This window comes from Polaribacter vadi (assembly GCF_018861005.1).
GTDB classification, from domain to species: Bacteria; Bacteroidota; Bacteroidia; order Flavobacteriales; family Flavobacteriaceae; genus Polaribacter; species Polaribacter vadi_A.
Genome location: NZ_JAHKQL010000006.1, coordinates 17,328 through 33,994, shown reverse-complemented (window position 1 = coordinate 33,994; position 16,667 = coordinate 17,328). Strand labels below are relative to the sequence as shown.

Genomic DNA, 16,667 nt, shown 5'->3' with positions numbered 1-16,667 from the left:
CAATATGTTACGAAAAATAAACCTATTAATTTTAGGGATACTAGTAGTTTTTGTTACAAGTTGTTCAGAAGATTTTCTTGAAACAACACCAACAGATTCTATATCAGAAGGAGACGCTTTTGCAAGTGTAAATAATATGTTTTTGGTACTTAATGGTTTGCATAGACAAATGTATGCTCAAAACCCATTATCAGGTACAGCTTCAAGTAGGAGTGGTCAGAGTCACTTTATGCCATCATTAGATGCTATGGGTGGAGATATGATTCACTCATCACCAGGTAATGGTTGGATGACAAGTGATTTACGTTGGTTAACACATACTAACTCTACTTTTACAACAGTAAATAACTTTTGGTATGAGCGTTATCACTTTGTAGCTACTGCAAATAATTTAATAAACTTAATTGCAGATAATGGTTACGAAACTACAGACCCAGATATTAGAAATATCCTTGGTCAAGCATATGCATATAGAGCTTGGGCTTATCACCAATTAGTAGCTACTTATGCTAAAGGTTATTTAATTGGTTCTCCATCTACAGATCCTGGGGTACCATTATTATTAGTTGCAGGTGCACCTTATACTAGTGAAGCTAGATCTACTGTACAAGTAGTGTATGATCAAATTAATTCTGATATTGCTAATTCAATTAGTTTTTTTAATGGTGCTTCTAGCCCTGATAATAAATCTCACTTATCTATTAATGCAGCACAAGGTATTAAAGCAAGAATAGATTTAACTCAAGGTAATTGGGCAGCAGCAGCTACAGCAGCAGCTGCAGCAAGAGATGGTTTTCCATTATTATCTGAGTCTGCTTGGTTATCAGGTTTTAATTCTGCAGATTTGTCTGAGGTAATTTGGGCAGGTACAGTAATCGATGCTGAAACAAATTATTTTCAATCTTATTTCTATTACATCTCTCCAACTTTTAACGGAAGTCAGAATAGAACAAACCCTAAAATGATTAATAATGAGGCTTATGATGCAATACCAGACACAGACTTTAGAATTAATATGGCATTACCTTTAGCGCCAAATACAAATTCTTCTGCATCTAATGGTTTAGGAGGTAGTTTTGAAACTGATCCAAATTATGATAATGCAGACGATTTCTGGGGTGCTTGGGAAGATATAATTAATGAATATGGTATGACTACTGGTCATAATACTCACCCATATATGGCTGTTAAATTTTTACAATCTAATCCAGGAGGTATTGATCCAGATGATGTTATCTATATGAGATCTGCTGAAATGTATTTAATTGAAGCAGAAGCTAAAGCAATGTTAAATGATGTTTCTGGTGCGCAAGCTGTATTACAAGTATTTGGATCTAGCAGAGATTCTGCTTATGATGCTACAGCATTTGCTACACAAGATGATTTAATGGACCATATTAAATGGCAAAGAGCTATTGAACTTTATGGTGAAGGTTTCAGTTTCCATGATCACATTCGTTGGGATGAAGGAATTGATATGACCAATTCTGGAGCTTCTGAAGTATTATATAGAGATGGATTTATGCAAGACAAGCCTTTTGTAAACGATGCTTGGATATGGAAAATTCCACAAGATGAAATTGATGCAAATCCAAACTTAACTGAAGCAGATCAAAACTAAGATTTAAGCTAATAATTAGTTTTTAAATTGTCAGATATATTATTCTGACAGTTTTGCAATAGATATTAAAACCAGAACAAGTAATTGTTCTGGTTTTTTTATATGAAAATTTTTCAAAATGAATAGTTCAAAGATTTATAAAAAGTATTGAGTTAATTTCATTTATAAATTAAAATGAAGGTTTAGTATCATTTTAACTTCTGATTTTTAATAAGAATTTTCGTTATTAGTTAAGAATTAATGTTAAAATTATTTATTTAATAGAAACTCATATAAGCTCTTAAATATTAATTTAGATTACATATTGGTTAATTTAGAACTTGTTAACTCTTTGATAATTAGTTATTTTAATGGGGTCTAAACAAATATAACTAATTATGAAAGCTTGTCCCAAATGTAAATCTACATCAAGATATAGAATGAAAAGGGATTGGTATGTAAAGCTAATTCCAGGTTCACATTCTTATGCATGCGATAAATGCAACACAAGATATACTTGGATTCCAATCATAAATCGTTCTATTTAAAACTAAAAAAACCTCGCAATTGCGAGGTTTTTCAATAATATAAATGCTTTATAGTTTATTTAAATAGCCTAAAAATATCATTTCCGTTTGCAAAGAGTAGTAGTGCAACTAATAAAACAAAGCCAACTACTTGAGCGTATTCTAAAAATTTATCACCAGGTTTTTTACCTGTAATCATTTCCCAAAGTGTAAAAACTACATGACCACCATCTAAAGCCGGAATTGGTAAAAGGTTCATAAAACCTAACATAATAGATAAGAAAGCTGTAATATTCCAGAAAGATTCTGCACTCCATTCATCAGGAAAAATACTACCAATAGAAATAAAACCACCTAAACCTTTATAAGCACCTGTACTTGGGTTAAAGATTTTCTTTAATTGTTTAACATAATCAGTTAATGTTTTCCAAGATTTGTTCCATCCAGCAGGTATAGCTTCTGCAAAAGAATATTCTATATCAGCTAAGTCATAGTAACCTAGTTTTTCTAAATCTTTATATTTTAATCCTGCAAATGCAACACCTACTTTGCCTTCATCTGTAATTTTTAATTGAATATCTTTTGTTTCAGTTCCTCTTTTTATGGTTGCAGTTACTTCTTGTCCTTTGTAATTAGATAATACTTCTTCTGCTTCATCATAATATTTTAAACTATTACCATTTATAGCAGTAATAATATCTTTAGCTTTAAGCTCTGAATCTATATTAGGTGAATCTTCAGAAACTTCTGCAATAGCAAATGGATAACGTGGGTATAAAAATGCACCAGCATCTTTGCCACGATCCATTAATTGAGAAATAAAATCTGTAGGAATTTCCTTATCAATTACAACTCCATTTCTTTCAATCTGAAAATTATTTCCGTTGATAAACTCTAAAGTTAAACCAGAGAATTTTTTAATTTTCTGTCCATCAATAGTTAAAATTTTATCACCAGTTTGTAAACCTAAATTCATAGCTAAAGAGTCTTGTACCCAAATACCATCTTTTACGTTTTCATTAGGCAGATATTTTTCTCCATAAGCATACATCAACATAATGTAAATAAAAATACCCAAAACAAAGTTTACAAAAACACCACCTAACATAATTATTAAACGTTGCCAAGCTGGTTTTGAGCGAAACTCCCAAGGTTGGGCTGGTTGTTTCATTTGTTCAGTATCCATACTTTCATCAATCATTCCAGAGATTTTTACATAACCTCCTAAAGGAATCCAACCAATACCATAAACAGTTTCACCAACTTTTTTCTTAATTAAAGAAAATTTATAATCAAAAAATAGATAGAATTTTTCTACTCTTGTTTTAAATAATTTTGCAGGGATAAAGTGCCCCAATTCGTGCAAAACAATTAATAAAGATAAACTTAAAATAAATTGCGATGCTTTTATTAATATTTCCATTCAGCGTTAAATCATAATTAAAAAACGCACAAATGTACGTTTTTAAAGATTGGATAAAAAGAACTATTTTAGGTTGATTTTATTTTTAACAAACATTTTGGTACAAATTTATTTAGCCTCACTTTTCTAAGCTATTTTTAAGCAGTAAATTTGCAGAAATAACTCGTTTAATGGATTTTAAATTCTTCAAAAAAAGTAAATCAACATTAATATTTTTAATTGTTTTTTCGGCAGTTTCTCTCCCTGTTTTTTATCATTTATTAAAATCTGATAAAAAATTAAAAGTCTATAGCCCTGCTGATGTAAATCCCAGTTTAGTTGATGCTTCAATAAAGCATATAACCAAAGATCATACAATTGCTAATTTTGAATTAACAAATCAAAATGGAGAAATAATTACCAATAAAAATTATGAAAATAAGATTTATGTTGCAGATTTCTTTTTTACACGATGTACGAATATTTGTATAGCAATGGCATACAATATGAGTGAATTACAAGAATTTTATAAAAATGATGATGATATTATGTTTTTATCTCATTCTGTAACTCCAAATATTGATAGCGTTTCTGTTTTAAAAGAATATGCCATTAATAAAGGTGTTATTGATAATAAATGGAATGTTACAACTGGCTCTAAAAAGCACATTTATGAACTTGCTAGAAAAAGTTATTTTGCAGTGATTGAAGATGGTGATGGAGGAGAAAACGATTTTATACACACAGAACAATTTGTGTTAATTGATAAAGAAAGACGCATTCGCGGATTTTACGATGGTACAGAAAAAAAAGATATGGTAAAATTAAAAGAAGATGTTGCGCTATTAAAAGAAGAATATAGCACTAAATAACTTGTTTAGAATCATTCTAAAGTATTATCTTTGTAGAGAACAATATATCCCGCTTTTTTTTGCGGGATTCTTTTTATAACAAACGAATTGAGTACAATTGCAACTTTAAATATTGGTGAAATAGGTTATATTTCTGAAGAATCATTAGATTTTATTCCTTTAAAATTATTAGAAATGGGCTGTTTGCCAGGTGCAGAAGTAGAGTTAGTGCAAATTGCACCATTAAAAGATCCACTTTATATTTGTGTAAATGGCAGTCATTTGGCAATTAGAAAAGAAACAGCAAGTAAAATTCAAATTCTTAAAGCAAGTAATTAATGTCTAAGAATGATATAAAAGTTGCTTTAATTGGTAACCCTAATACAGGTAAAACCTCTTTATTTAATCAACTTACTGGTTTAAATCAAAAAGTAGGGAATTACCCAGGAGTAACTGTAGATAAAAAACAAGGAGTAAGTAAATTATCACCTACTCAGAATGCAATAATTACAGATTTACCTGGTACTTACAGTATAAATCCAACTTCGTTGGATGAAAGTATCGTTTTAAAAACCCTTTTAAATAATGATATTAAAGCTTCACCAGATGTTATTCTTGTGGTTGCAGATATAGAAAATTTAAAAAGAAATTTACTGTTATTTTCGCAGATTAAAGATTTAGAAATTCCTACAGTTTTGGTCATAAATATGGTTGATCAAATGCATAGAAAAGGAATTAGTATAGATTTATCTCTTTTAAAGGAAGAATTAAATACAGAAATAGTTCTTATTAGTGCAAGAAAAAATGAAGGGATTAAAGAGGTTAAAGAAGCTATAATTCGTTGTCATGTTGCAGCAAAAGCGTCTCCTTTATGTAGTATAGATTCTAAAATTGATCCAGATTATTTTGAAAAATTAAAAGAAATTAGCCCTAACTTCTCAATGTATCAATTGTGGTTAATGGTTACCCAAAATAATTTTCCAGAATCTATTACTAAAGAAGAAAAAGAAAAACTTTTAGCTTTTAAACAAGATATTTCTAAGCTTAAAAAATATCAGCATAAAGAAACCATTTATCGTTATCAAGAAATAAATAAGATTTTAAAAAAAACTTATATTATTGATAAAACTAAAGCTACAGACTTAAGAGGTAAATTAGATAAAATTTTTACCCATAAAATTTTTGGATATGTGTTTTTTAGTTTGATTTTACTTGTAATTTTTCAATCTATTTTTGATTGGTCATCAATTCCTATGGATTTTATTGATACCATATTTGCACAATTGGCAGACTTTGCAAAAAATAATTTACCAACAGGTGTTTTTACAGATTTGTTAATAGAAGGTATAATTCCAGGAATTGGAGGTGTTATTATTTTTATACCTCAAATTGCAATTCTATTTTTATTTATAGCTATTTTAGAAGAAACTGGTTATATGAGTAGAGTCGTCTTTTTAATGGATAAAATTATGAGACGTTTTGGTATGAATGGTAAGAGTGTAATTCCGCTAATTTCAGGTACAGCTTGTGCAATACCTGCAATAATGGCAACTAGAACTATTTCTAGTTGGAAAGAACGTTTAATTACCATTTTAGTTACACCCTTTACAACCTGTTCTGCGCGTTTACCTGTTTATGCTATTTTAATTGCATTGATAATTCCTGACACTAAAATTCTAGGGTTTTTAAACTTACAAGGTTTAGTTTTGTTACTGTTATATTTCTTAGGTTTTGCGTCAGCAATTATTGCTGCTTATATTTTACACAAAACATTAAAGATTAAAACAAAATCTTTTTTTGTAGTAGAAATGCCAAATTACAAAATACCATCAGTTAAAAATGTTTTTTATGAGGTGTTAGAAAAAACTAAAGCATTTGTTTTTGGAGCAGGTAAAATTATTTTAGCACTTTCTATTGTATTATGGTTTTTGGCATCTAATGGAGGTGAAGACTATAAAAAAGCTGAACAAAGTGTAATTACTAATGTTGATAATCAGAATTTAAATGATGATGAGCTTCAGCAAAAAATAGCATCAGTAAAATTAGAGAAATCGTATATAGGTGTTTTAGGAAAAACAATTGAACCAGCTATTAAACCTTTAGGTTACGATTGGAAAATAGGAATTGCTTTAATTACCTCTTTTGCAGCTCGTGAAGTGTTTGTAGGTACTTTGGCTACCATTTATAGTGTAGAAGCAGATGATGAAGATACTACAACTATTAAACAAAAAATGGCTTCTGAAATAAATCCTGATACAGGTAAAAAACGATTTAATTTTCCTGTGGGTATGTCTTTAATGGTTTTTTATGCTTTTGCAATGCAATGTATGGCAACTTTAGCCATTGTAAAACGTGAAACAAAATCTTGGAAATGGCCTTTAATTCAGTTGTTTGGAATGGCATTATTGGCTTATGTTTCATCATTATTAACCTATCAAATTTTAAGTTAATGCAACAAGTTATTGTATATCTTTTAGTGGCTTTAGCAGCTGTTTTTTTAATAAAAAAGTACGTTTTTCCATCAAAAAAAGATAAGAATTGCAGTTCAGATTGCAATTGTCATTAAATATTAACAGAAACTTAAGGATTGTCTTTGTAAGGTTTTTTACTTTTATAACACAAAACAGAAAATATAAATTTAAAATAAATGAAAAAAGCTATTTTATCAATTGCAATATTTACAATTGCTTTAATTTCAACAAAAAACACTTTTGCTCAAGAATTTGCTAAATTAGATGTAAGTCCTATGGATGCAGCTGCTTATCCTGTAAACTGGAGAAATGCAGATAAATTAGTAAAAGTTATTTACAGTAGACCGCAATTAAAAGGAAGATCTTTAGAAAAACTAGCGCCAAAAGATAAAGTTTGGAGAACTGGTGCAAACGAAGCTGCAGAAATTACATTTTATAAAAATGTAACTTTTGGAGATAAAAAAGTAAAAGCAGGTACTTATACGTTATTTACTATTCCTGCTGATGGTAAATGGACAGTAATTTTAAGTAATCAAAAAAATGTTTGGGGTTCTTATTTTTATGATGAAGATGAAGATGTAGTTAGAGTTACAGCAGAAGTTTCTAAAAGAAAGGAATCTGTTGAGGCTTTTTCTATTGCTTTTGATGGTGAAGAAGAGAACGTAACAATGTATTTAGCTTGGGGAGAAACAGTTGTTTCTTTGCCAGTTAAAGGGTAAAAAACGGATAACAATAAAAAATAAAAAACCTCAAAAGTAAATATACTTTTGAGGTTTTTTTATGAGAATTCAATATAGAATTAAGATTGTTTCTGTTGCCATTTCCAAGCAGATTCTAAAGCTTCTTCTAAGCTTTTTTCTGTTTTCCAGTTTAATTCTTTGTTTGCAATTGTAGTATCAGCAAAAGCAGCAGTAATATCACCTTCACGTCTACCAACAATTTTATAATTTAATTTTACGTTGTTTACTTTTTCGAAAGTATTTATAATTTCTAAAACAGACGTTCCTCTACCTGTACCAACATTAAAATATTCAAAAGTTTCTTTGTTGCTATTACCAATTAATCTTTTTAGAGCAGCAATATGTGCTTTGGCTAAATCTACAACGTGAATATAATCACGAACAGCAGTTCCATCTTCAGTTGGGTAATCATCACCAAAAACAGATAATTCTTTACGAATTCCTGCAGCAGTTTGTGTTACAAAAGGTATTAAATTGGCAGGCACACCTAATGGCAATTCTCCAATTTTTACAGTTGGGTGAGCACCAACAGGATTAAAGTAACGTAAAGCAATTGTGTTTATATTGTGTGCTGTACTAGCATCTCTAATAATTTCCTCTCCAATTTGTTTTGTGTTTCCATAAACAGATTCAGCAGTTTTTACAGGTGCATTTTCTGTAATTGGTAACTCATCTGCTTGTCCATAAACAGTACAAGAAGAAGAGAAGATAAAGTTATCTAATTTACGATCTCTCATTTCTTGTAGTAAATATACAAGGCTTCCTAAATTATTTTCGTAATAATCTAAAGGCTTGCTCATACTTTCTCCAACAGCTTTAAAGGCAGCAAAATGTATAATTCCATCTACTTTATTATTGTCAAAAAAGTTTTTTAAATCATTTTTAACACGTAAATCTATTTGATGAAAATCTGGTTTTGTACCTGTAATTTCTGTAATGCTATCTAAAACAGAAATTGTTGTGTTAGATAAATCATCAATAATTACTACTTCAAAACCTTCATTTTGTAATTCTACTACTGTGTGCGATCCTATAAAACCTAGACCTCCTGTTACTAAAATTCTTTTCATTTTTTTTGATTGTTATTTTTAGGGTTAGTTAATTTAAAAAATTGATTATAGTTTCTGTAATAAAAGTAAGTTGTTCTTTATCTAATTCTGTGTGCATTGGTAAAGAAATAACTGTTTTTATTAAACTGTTGGTTACAGGGAAATCTTCTTCATTATATCTTTTATCTTGGTAGGCTTTTTGCGAATGTAAAGCTACAGGATAGTAAATTGCATTTGGTATGCCTTCTGCAAGTAAATGTTTATGCAATTCATCTCTTTTTCCGTTTGTAATTTGTAATGTATATTGATGATAAACGTGGCAGTCACAAACATCACAAATAGAATTACAATTTTCTGTTTTATTAGATTTTATAGTAGGTGTAATAATGTTAGAGTTGTTTGCAAAAGCTTTATTGTAAAAACGTGCGGCATTTCTACGAGCATCACAATAACTATCTAACTTAGGTAGTTTTGCTTTTAAAACAGCAGCTTGCACAGAATCTAATCTAGAATTTACACCAACAACATCATGATAGTATCTTGTATACATTCCGTGATTTACAATTCCACGAATGGTGTGTGCAAGTTCGTCATCATTTGTAAAAATAGCACCTCCATCTCCATAACAACCTAAGTTTTTTGATGGAAAAAATGAAGTTGTACCCACATTACCAATAGTTCCTGCTTTTTTCTGTGAACCATCTTTAAAAGTGTAATCAGCGCCAATAGCTTGTGCATTATCTTCGATTACAAATAAGTTGTATTCTTTAGCTATTTCTAAAATAGCATCCATATTTGCTACTTGTCCAAATAAATGAACAGGTACAATGGCTTTCGTTTTTGGTGTAATTGCTTTTTTAAGAGCGTCTATATCAATATTAAAAGTATCCTCTTCTACATCAACCAAAACAGGTGTTAATTTTAGTAAAGCAATAACTTCTACAGTTGCTGCAAAAGTAAAATCTGCTGTAATAACTTCATCACCTTGTTCTAAACCTAAACCCATCATTGCAATTTGCAAGGCATCTGTTCCGTTTGCGCAAGGAATTACGTGTTTTACGCCTAAATATTCTTCTAAATCTTGTTGAAATTCTTTTACTAAAGGACCATTTATATACGCTGAAGAATTTAAGACTTCTTGAATTGAAGTGTCAACAGTTTCTTTAATTTGTTGATATTGGCTTTGCAAATCAACCATTTGAATTTTTTTCATAAAAGCTACATATATTGATACATCAAAAATACGATTTAAATCCTTTATCTTTGATAAGTTCAAAAATTTTCAAATGAAATTTCTAAAAAAAGGTTTAAAAGTTGTAGTTTTTCTTGTAATTCTAATTGCTGTCTTAATTTTTGTGTATTCTAAAGTAAATGAACCAAAATATTCAGGTGAATTAGAAATTAAAAATCTATCAGAAGAAGTAACTGTTTATTTTGATGAAATTGGTGTGCCACATATAAATGCACAAAATCAGAAAGATGCATATTTGGCTTTGGGGTATATTCACGCACAAGATAGATTGTGGCAAATGGAACTCATCAGAAGAATTGCACCAGGAAGATTATCGGAAATTTTTGGTAAAGATTTAGTAAGTACAGATGTGTTTTTCTCTGGATTAGGAATAGAAGAAGCTGCAGATAAAACGATTGCTAGTTTAGATAAAAACTCAGATTCTTATATGTTATCTAAAGCTTATTTAGATGGAATTAATCAATATTTAGAAGAAGGAAGTACGCCTTTAGAATTTAGATTAATAGGTATTGAAAAAGAGAAATATACCCTAAAAGATATTTATAATGTGTTTGGTTATATGTCTTTTAGCTTTGCTGTTGCTCATAAAACAGATCCGCTTTTAACAGAAATAAAAGAGAAATTAGGTAAACCTTATTTAGATGAAGTTTTAGGTGCTTACTCCAAAAATTTATTCATCAACAAAATGGATAGCGTTTCAAAAATAAACGCAAATTTCTCAAAAAGTGTGAGCGCAATTATGGATAATATGCCTGTATCGCCTTTAATAGGGAGCAATTCTTGGGTAATTGGTGCAGATAAAACTAAAAACGGAAAAGTGATTTTTGCAAACGATCCTCATATTGGGTATTCTCAACCTTCTGTTTGGTATCAAAATCATATAAAAACACCCGATTTTGAAATGTATGGATTTAATATTGCCTTAATGCCTTTTCCATTATTGGGTCATAATAAAGATTATGCTTTTGGTTTAACAATGTTGGCAAATGACGATTTAAACTTTTATATCGAAGAAAATAATCCGAAAAATGAGGGAGCTTATAAAACTGAAAATGGTTATAAATTTTATGAAACTAGAACAAAAACTATCAATATAAAAGGAGATACAGATACTACTTTTACAGTTAAAGTTTCTAAACATGGGCCAATTATGAACGGTATTATATCTCATTTAGAAGATAAAAGGCCAATAGCAATGAATTGGATTTATACACAATTAAAAAACGAAATGTTAGATGTTTCTTATGGAATATCTCATTCTAATTCAATTGATGATTTTAAAGTTGCTGTTTCTAAAATTCACGCTCCAGGTTTAAATGTAATGTATGGTGATGCTGATGATAATATTGCTTGGTTTGCTTCTGCAAAATTGTATCAATTAAGAGATAGTTTGTCATCTAAAATGTATTTAAATGGTGCTTCTGGTAAAGATGAAATTACAGAATATTTAGATTTTAGCGAAAACCCGAAATCAATAAATCCGAAATCAAATTATGTATATTCTGCAAATCATCAGCCAGATTCTGTAAGAGGTAAATTGTATCCTGGTTATTATCAGCCAGAAAATAGATCTAAAAGAATTGTTACCCTTTTAGAAGCTAAAAACGATTTTACAAAACAAGATGTTGCAGAAATGTTATACGATGTTACTTCTTCTGTAGATCATAATATTGCTAAAGATTTACTGCAATTTGTTTCTAAGAAAAATCTTGGAGCATCAGAAAAACAAGCATTTTCAATTTTAGAAAAATGGGAAGGTGTTTATTTAAAATCATCCATTGCACCTACAATTTACAATCGTTTTTTGTTTGAGTTTTTACAAAATACCTATAAAGATGAATTAGGTAATGGGTTTGATTTATTTATCAATTCTCAGTTGCAAGATCAGGTTTTGGTTAATCAAATAGATAGAGAAAATTCTGTTTGGTGGGATGATGTTTCTACAAAAAATAAAATTGAAACAAAAGAAGAAATTATTACAAAATCATTTAAAAATGCAATCTCTTTTTTACAAAATCAATTGGGTCAAAATGTAGAAAGTTGGACTTGGGATAGAGTGATTTCTGTTGAACACGAACACGCAATTGGTAAAGCTGGTGGACTTTTACGTAAAATTTTTAATGTTGGGCCTTTTAAAACAGTAGGTGGTAATGAGGTAATTAACAATCAAATTTTTAAGTTAGATAGTACAGGGATTTATAAAATTACGGCTGGTCCCTCTTCTAGAAGAGTTATCGATTTTTCTGATGTGGAAAATAGTTTAGGTATTGTTCCAACAGGTCAATCTGGTAATGTTTTTAGCGATTATTATAAAGATCAGGCACAAAAATATGTTGATGGTAAATTTGAAAAAATGAAATTGAATGAAACCGAAATTAAAAAAAGTGAGAATGTTTTGATTCTAAAACCCAAGAATTAATTAAAATCAAGATTTTTAACTTGTTCAAGAGTATAAACTTTATAGTTAATGCTTAATTGTTTAGAATATTCTTCAATTGTTGAAGTAAATCCTGTAGACTTTCTCAGTTCATTAATTTTCTCAGGATTTTTAATTGGCCAAATAAACCATTTATATTCTTCTTCTCCAGTATCTTTCTTTATTAGTCTTGAAGATCCTTGTGTCCCGTAAATTTGCTCTTTATTTTCAAACATTAATTGTCTGTCTTGCATCATAGCAACTAAAGTAAATTTCAGTTCACCATTTTTACTAGCATTTTCTATAATAGGTAAATATTCTTTTATTTTTTTTGAATGCTGAATCACATACCAAACTACTTCATTTGTTGGGTATCCTACTAAGCTTTTTCCTGGGTAACCATATTTTTTTATAATCTCTTCTATTCTTTCAAGATTTAGCTTATCGTGTTTGTCTATAATTGGCCAACTGTTTGCTCTAAATTCTTTTAGAGTATAACCTTGTTCTTTTAGAAATTCATTTAACTCTAATGAAGAATCAGCTGAAGAATTATTTATAAAGCGTCTGAAATTTTGATCAACTTTATATATGCTATCTAATTCAGTTTTTAGAGAGGCTGCATTATCTTTAGTTTGACTAAATATTATCAGTGGAAAAACAAGCAATAGAATTAATAATTTTCTCATTAGAATTTTTATTTAAAGATAATTATTAACTACAAGCATTCCAAATTACTTCAATAGGTGTAGGTGCAATTACAGAAATCTGTTCTTTAGAAACAGGGTGAATAAATTCAATTTTTCTAGCATGCAAATGTATGCTGCCATCTTTATTGCTTCTGTTAAAACCGTATTTTAAATCGCCCTTAATAGGAAAACCAATAGAAGATAATTGTGTTCTAATTTGGTGATGTCTGCCAGTTTCTAAATCAATTTCTAATAAAGAGTAATTGTCTAATTTTTTAAGAACGGTATAATGTAAAATTGCTCTTTTAGAGCCTTCTATTTCTTTATTAAAAACAGAAGATTTATTGTTTTTAGGGTTCTTTTTTAAGAAATTAATAAGTGTGTCTTTTTCTTTCTTCGGATGATTTTTAACGACTGCCCAATAAGTTTTGTTGATTTTTTTATCGCGCAACATTTTGTTTAAACGCTCTAAAGCTTTAGAAGTTCTTGCAAAAATAATTACGCCAGAAGTAGGTCTGTCTAAACGATGTACAACACCTAAAAAAACATTTCCAGCTTTATTGTATTTTACTTTAATATATTCTTTTACAACATCACTTAAAGGTTTGTCTCCAGTTTTATCACCTTGTGTGATATCTCCAGAACGTTTGTTAACAATAATGATGTGATTGTCTTCAAACAAAACCTGTAAGTTGTCTTTATTAGAATGCATTATCGATTATTTAAAATCTTTGGCAACATCTTTATTAACACCATCAATAAATTCTAAAAATTCTTTTCTACCTAAACCAGAAGTAGATGAGGTTAAAAAAGAAGTAGGTAAAGTTTCCCAGTGTTGCAATAACTTTTTCTTATAAGATGTTATTTGTTTGTTTAATTTAGAACTTGGTAATTTATCTGATTTTGTAAAAATTAAGCAAAAAGGAATTTGGTTTTCGCCTAAAAAACGCATAAAATCTAAATCGATCTTTTGTGGGTCGTGTCTAGAATCAATTAAAACAAAAGTACAAACTAGTTGTTCTCTTTCTTTAAAGTAGTTCTCTATAAAGTACTGAAAAATAACTCTTTTTTTCTTAGAAACTTGAGCATAACCATAACCAGGTAAATCTACCAAAAACCACTCATCATTAATTTTAAAATGATTAATTAATTGTGTTTTACCAGGTTTTCCTGAAGTTTTTGCAAGCGCTTTACGCTCCATTAACATATTTATTAATGAAGATTTACCAACGTTAGAACGCCCAATAAAAGCATATTCTGGTAGCCTTTCTTTAGGTGCATTAATAACATTGCTGTTACTCATTACAAATTCAGCAGTTTTAATTTTCACAACGTAAAAAATTTAAAATTTTGTAGATTTTAACCAATCACTAAGAATGTCATTAAATTCTTCAGGTCTTTCCATCATTGCAGCATGTCCACATTTATCTATCCAAAACAAGTTTGAATTTGGTAACAATTTATGAAAATCGTGAGCAACTTCTGGAGGCGTTACTCCATCTTGTTTTCCCCAAATTAAACAGGTTGGTTGTTGCATGTTTGGCAAATCATTGGCCATATTATGTCTAATGGCACTTTTTGCAATAGATATTGTTTTTAATGCCTTTATTCTGTCGTTAACAGTGGCATAAACATCATCTACCAATTCTTTAGTTGCTACTGCAGGATCATAAAAAACATCTTTCGCTTTTTGCTCTATAAATTCATAGTTTCCTCTTTTCGGAAAACTATCTCCCATTGCATTTTCATACAAACCAGAACTACCAGTAAGTACAAGACCACTCACTTTTTCTGGGTAATGTTTGGTAAAATACAATGCAATATGGCCTCCTAAAGAGTTTCCTAATAAAATAGCGCTGTCAATTTCTTTATATTCTAGAAATTCTTTTAAGTAAGCAGCTAAGTTTTTAACATTAGTCTTTATTAATGGAAGTGTGTACAATGGTAATTCTGGAATTAACACTGTATAGCCCTCTTTAGAAAAGTGTTCGAATGTAGAACCAAAATTACTCAGAGCCCCCATTAAACCGTGTAAAACAATGATTGCAGGTCCTTCTCCAGCTTCTGCATATGTAAACTTACCTTCAGTTTTTAACTTGTCAGTCATTGATTTTTGTTTGAATTCACTAATCGCAAATGTAGTTCTTTTTTATGATATAAAAATTGATTTCAGTATCAGTAAGTTAGAGTTGTTAACAACTGTTTTTTCTTGCAAATACTGAGGATGCTCTGTTTTTATTAACAAAGTGGTAAAAAGTGGTAAAAAGTGGTATATTTTGTATATTTTTGACCTATAAATCGAGATTTTAAGTGATAAACCTAATTGGTGAACATAATTGCAAGGCAGATGCCAAAGGAAGAGTGATGCTACCATCAGCTTTTAAAAAAGCACTTGCGCCAGTTTTACAAAAAGGTTTTGTGTTAAAGCAATCTATATTTGAGTCTTGTTTAGAGTTGTATCCAATGCAAGAGTGGGATGTAACAATGGCAGAGGTTAGTAAAAAAAATAGGTTCAATAAAAAAACAAACGATTTCATAAGAATTTTTTCAGCGGGTGTAAAGTTAGTTGAATTAGATGCAACAGGTAGGTTTTTAATTCCAAAGAATTTATGTGATTTCGCTGGTGTAAAAAAAGAAATCGTAATGTCTGCATCAGCAGGAATTATAGAAATCTGGGATAAAGAGAAGTACGAAAAAGCAATTGCAGATGCTAGAGATAATTTTGCAAGTTTAGCTGAAGAAGTAATGGGGGATTCAAATAATAATGATAATGAGTAGTTACCACAGTCCTGTTTTATTGCACGAAAGTATAGATGCATTAGCCATAAAAGAAGATGGTATTTATGTTGATGTTACTTTTGGAGGTGGAGGTCATTCTAAAGAAATTTTAAACAGACTTGGCAAAAACGGAAAATTGTTCGCTTTTGATCAAGATCCTGATGCTTTAGCTAATGAGATTGACGATGAGCGTTTTATTTTGATTCCAGAAAACTTTAGATACATTTCAAGATTTTTAAGATTTCATAGAATAAAAAAGGTTGATGGGATTTTAGCTGATTTAGGAGTTTCTTCTCATCAGTTTGATGAAGCTGAAAGAGGTTTTTCAACGCGTTTTGAAGGTGATTTAGATATGCGAATGAATCAGAAATCTAAAAAATCTGCACAAGAAATTATAAATAAATATTCTGAAGAGCAATTAGCAGCTATTTTATTTGCTTATGGTGAGTTAAGAAATTCGAGAAAGATAGCGAGACTTATAGTTCATGATAGAAGTAATAAAAAAATTGAAACCAGTTTTCAATTAAAAGAGGCTTTAAGAACAGTATTGCCTAAAGCAAAAGAACATAAAATATTGGCTCAAATTTTTCAGGCCATCAGAATTGAAGTGAATGAAGAATTAGATGTTTTAAAAGAGTTTTTAGAACAAGTGCCAAATTTATTAAATGATGAAGGTAGGTTAAGTGTAATTTCTTATCACTCTCTAGAAGATCGATTGGTGAAAAGATTTATAAGAACAGGTTTGTTTGAGGGTGAACCTGAAAAAGATGTTTTTGGGGTTTCTAATGAACCATTAAAAAAGGTGGGGAAATTAATTATTCCAAAACCTGAAGAAATCAAAATTAATAATAGAGCAAGAAGTGCAAAATTAAGAATTGCAACTTTAAAGAATTAG

15 protein-coding genes are annotated in these 16,667 nt (G+C 29.7%); 8 read left to right on the top strand and 7 right to left on the bottom strand.

The window, feature by feature from the left end; all coding sequences use genetic code 11:
* The first annotated feature begins 4 nt into the window (after positions 1 to 4).
* The gene (locus tag KO506_RS04990) at positions 5 to 1,621 is read left to right on the top strand and encodes a RagB/SusD family nutrient uptake outer membrane protein (protein ID WP_215993796.1); all 1,617 of its coding nucleotides are present in this window, start codon (positions 5 to 7) and stop codon (positions 1,619 to 1,621) included.
* A gap of 582 nt (positions 1,622 to 2,203) precedes the next feature.
* Here the strand turns inward: KO506_RS04990 and rseP are convergent.
* A complete protein-coding gene (gene rseP, locus KO506_RS04985; protein ID WP_215993795.1) occupies positions 2,204 to 3,550 on the bottom strand; it encodes an RIP metalloprotease RseP in 1,347 nt (448 codons plus the stop codon).
* A 170-nt stretch (positions 3,551 to 3,720) separates the two neighbouring features.
* Between rseP and KO506_RS04980 the strand changes: the two genes are divergently transcribed.
* The 4 genes from KO506_RS04980 (at position 3,721) to KO506_RS04965 (ending at position 7,570) form a co-directional block, all read left to right on the top strand.
* Positions 3,721 to 4,401, top strand: coding sequence for an SCO family protein (locus KO506_RS04980; RefSeq protein ID WP_215993794.1), 681 nt, complete (start codon positions 3,721 to 3,723; stop codon positions 4,399 to 4,401).
* 87 nt (positions 4,402 to 4,488) lie between these two features.
* On the top strand, positions 4,489 to 4,719 hold the full coding sequence (locus KO506_RS04975) for a FeoA family protein (RefSeq protein WP_215993793.1): 231 nt from the start codon (positions 4,489 to 4,491) through the stop codon (positions 4,717 to 4,719).
* Positions 4,719 to 6,830: a ferrous iron transport protein B gene (gene feoB, locus KO506_RS04970; RefSeq protein WP_215993792.1), complete on the top strand. Its 2,112-nt coding sequence runs from the start codon at positions 4,719 to 4,721 to the stop codon at positions 6,828 to 6,830. The genes KO506_RS04975 and feoB overlap by 1 nt, the downstream gene beginning before the upstream one ends.
* A gap of 197 nt (positions 6,831 to 7,027) precedes the next feature.
* Entirely contained in the window at positions 7,028 to 7,570 is a 543-nt protein-coding gene (locus KO506_RS04965; RefSeq protein ID WP_215993791.1) for a DUF2911 domain-containing protein, read from the top strand.
* An 80-nt stretch (positions 7,571 to 7,650) separates the two neighbouring features.
* On the opposite strand, the gene galE is transcribed toward KO506_RS04965, so the two are convergent.
* Together galE and KO506_RS04955 are read right to left on the bottom strand one after the other, a co-directional pair.
* On the bottom strand, positions 7,651 to 8,661 hold the full coding sequence (galE, locus tag KO506_RS04960) for a UDP-glucose 4-epimerase GalE (RefSeq protein ID WP_215993790.1): 1,011 nt from the start codon (positions 8,659 to 8,661) through the stop codon (positions 7,651 to 7,653).
* A 28-nt stretch (positions 8,662 to 8,689) separates the two neighbouring features.
* Entirely contained in the window at positions 8,690 to 9,853 is a 1,164-nt protein-coding gene (locus KO506_RS04955; RefSeq protein WP_215993789.1) for a DegT/DnrJ/EryC1/StrS family aminotransferase, read from the bottom strand.
* A gap of 73 nt (positions 9,854 to 9,926) precedes the next feature.
* On the opposite strand from KO506_RS04955, the gene KO506_RS04950 reads away from it, so the two are divergent.
* Positions 9,927 to 12,311: a penicillin acylase family protein gene (locus KO506_RS04950; RefSeq protein WP_215993788.1), complete on the top strand. Its 2,385-nt coding sequence runs from the start codon at positions 9,927 to 9,929 to the stop codon at positions 12,309 to 12,311.
* Here the strand turns inward: KO506_RS04950 and KO506_RS04945 are convergent.
* The 4 genes from KO506_RS04945 to KO506_RS04930 are packed head-to-tail and all read right to left on the bottom strand — an operon-like array spanning position 12,308 to position 15,101.
* Positions 12,308 to 12,994, bottom strand: coding sequence for a DUF6624 domain-containing protein (locus KO506_RS04945; RefSeq protein WP_215993787.1), 687 nt, complete (start codon positions 12,992 to 12,994; stop codon positions 12,308 to 12,310). The genes KO506_RS04950 and KO506_RS04945 overlap by 4 nt on opposite strands.
* Before the next feature lie 25 nt (positions 12,995 to 13,019).
* Positions 13,020 to 13,706 carry an RluA family pseudouridine synthase gene (locus KO506_RS04940; protein WP_215993786.1) on the bottom strand — a complete coding sequence of 229 codons (687 nt, stop codon included), beginning with the start codon at positions 13,704 to 13,706 and terminating at the stop codon, positions 13,020 to 13,022.
* Positions 13,707 to 13,712: 6 nt separating this feature from the next.
* The gene (gene yihA, locus KO506_RS04935) at positions 13,713 to 14,324 is read right to left on the bottom strand and encodes a ribosome biogenesis GTP-binding protein YihA/YsxC (RefSeq protein WP_215993785.1); all 612 of its coding nucleotides are present in this window, start codon (positions 14,322 to 14,324) and stop codon (positions 13,713 to 13,715) included.
* A 12-nt stretch (positions 14,325 to 14,336) separates the two neighbouring features.
* Positions 14,337 to 15,101, bottom strand: coding sequence for an alpha/beta fold hydrolase (locus KO506_RS04930; protein WP_215993784.1), 765 nt, complete (start codon positions 15,099 to 15,101; stop codon positions 14,337 to 14,339).
* Between the two features lie 203 nt (positions 15,102 to 15,304).
* On the opposite strand from KO506_RS04930, the gene mraZ reads away from it, so the two are divergent.
* Positions 15,305 to 15,772, top strand: coding sequence for a division/cell wall cluster transcriptional repressor MraZ (gene mraZ / locus KO506_RS04925; RefSeq protein ID WP_215993783.1), 468 nt, complete (start codon positions 15,305 to 15,307; stop codon positions 15,770 to 15,772).
* Positions 15,765 to 16,667 (top strand): 16S rRNA (cytosine(1402)-N(4))-methyltransferase RsmH, encoded by a 903-nt coding sequence (gene rsmH / locus KO506_RS04920; RefSeq protein ID WP_215993782.1) that lies wholly within the window; start codon positions 15,765 to 15,767, stop codon positions 16,665 to 16,667. Before mraZ ends, rsmH begins: the two co-directional genes overlap by 8 nt.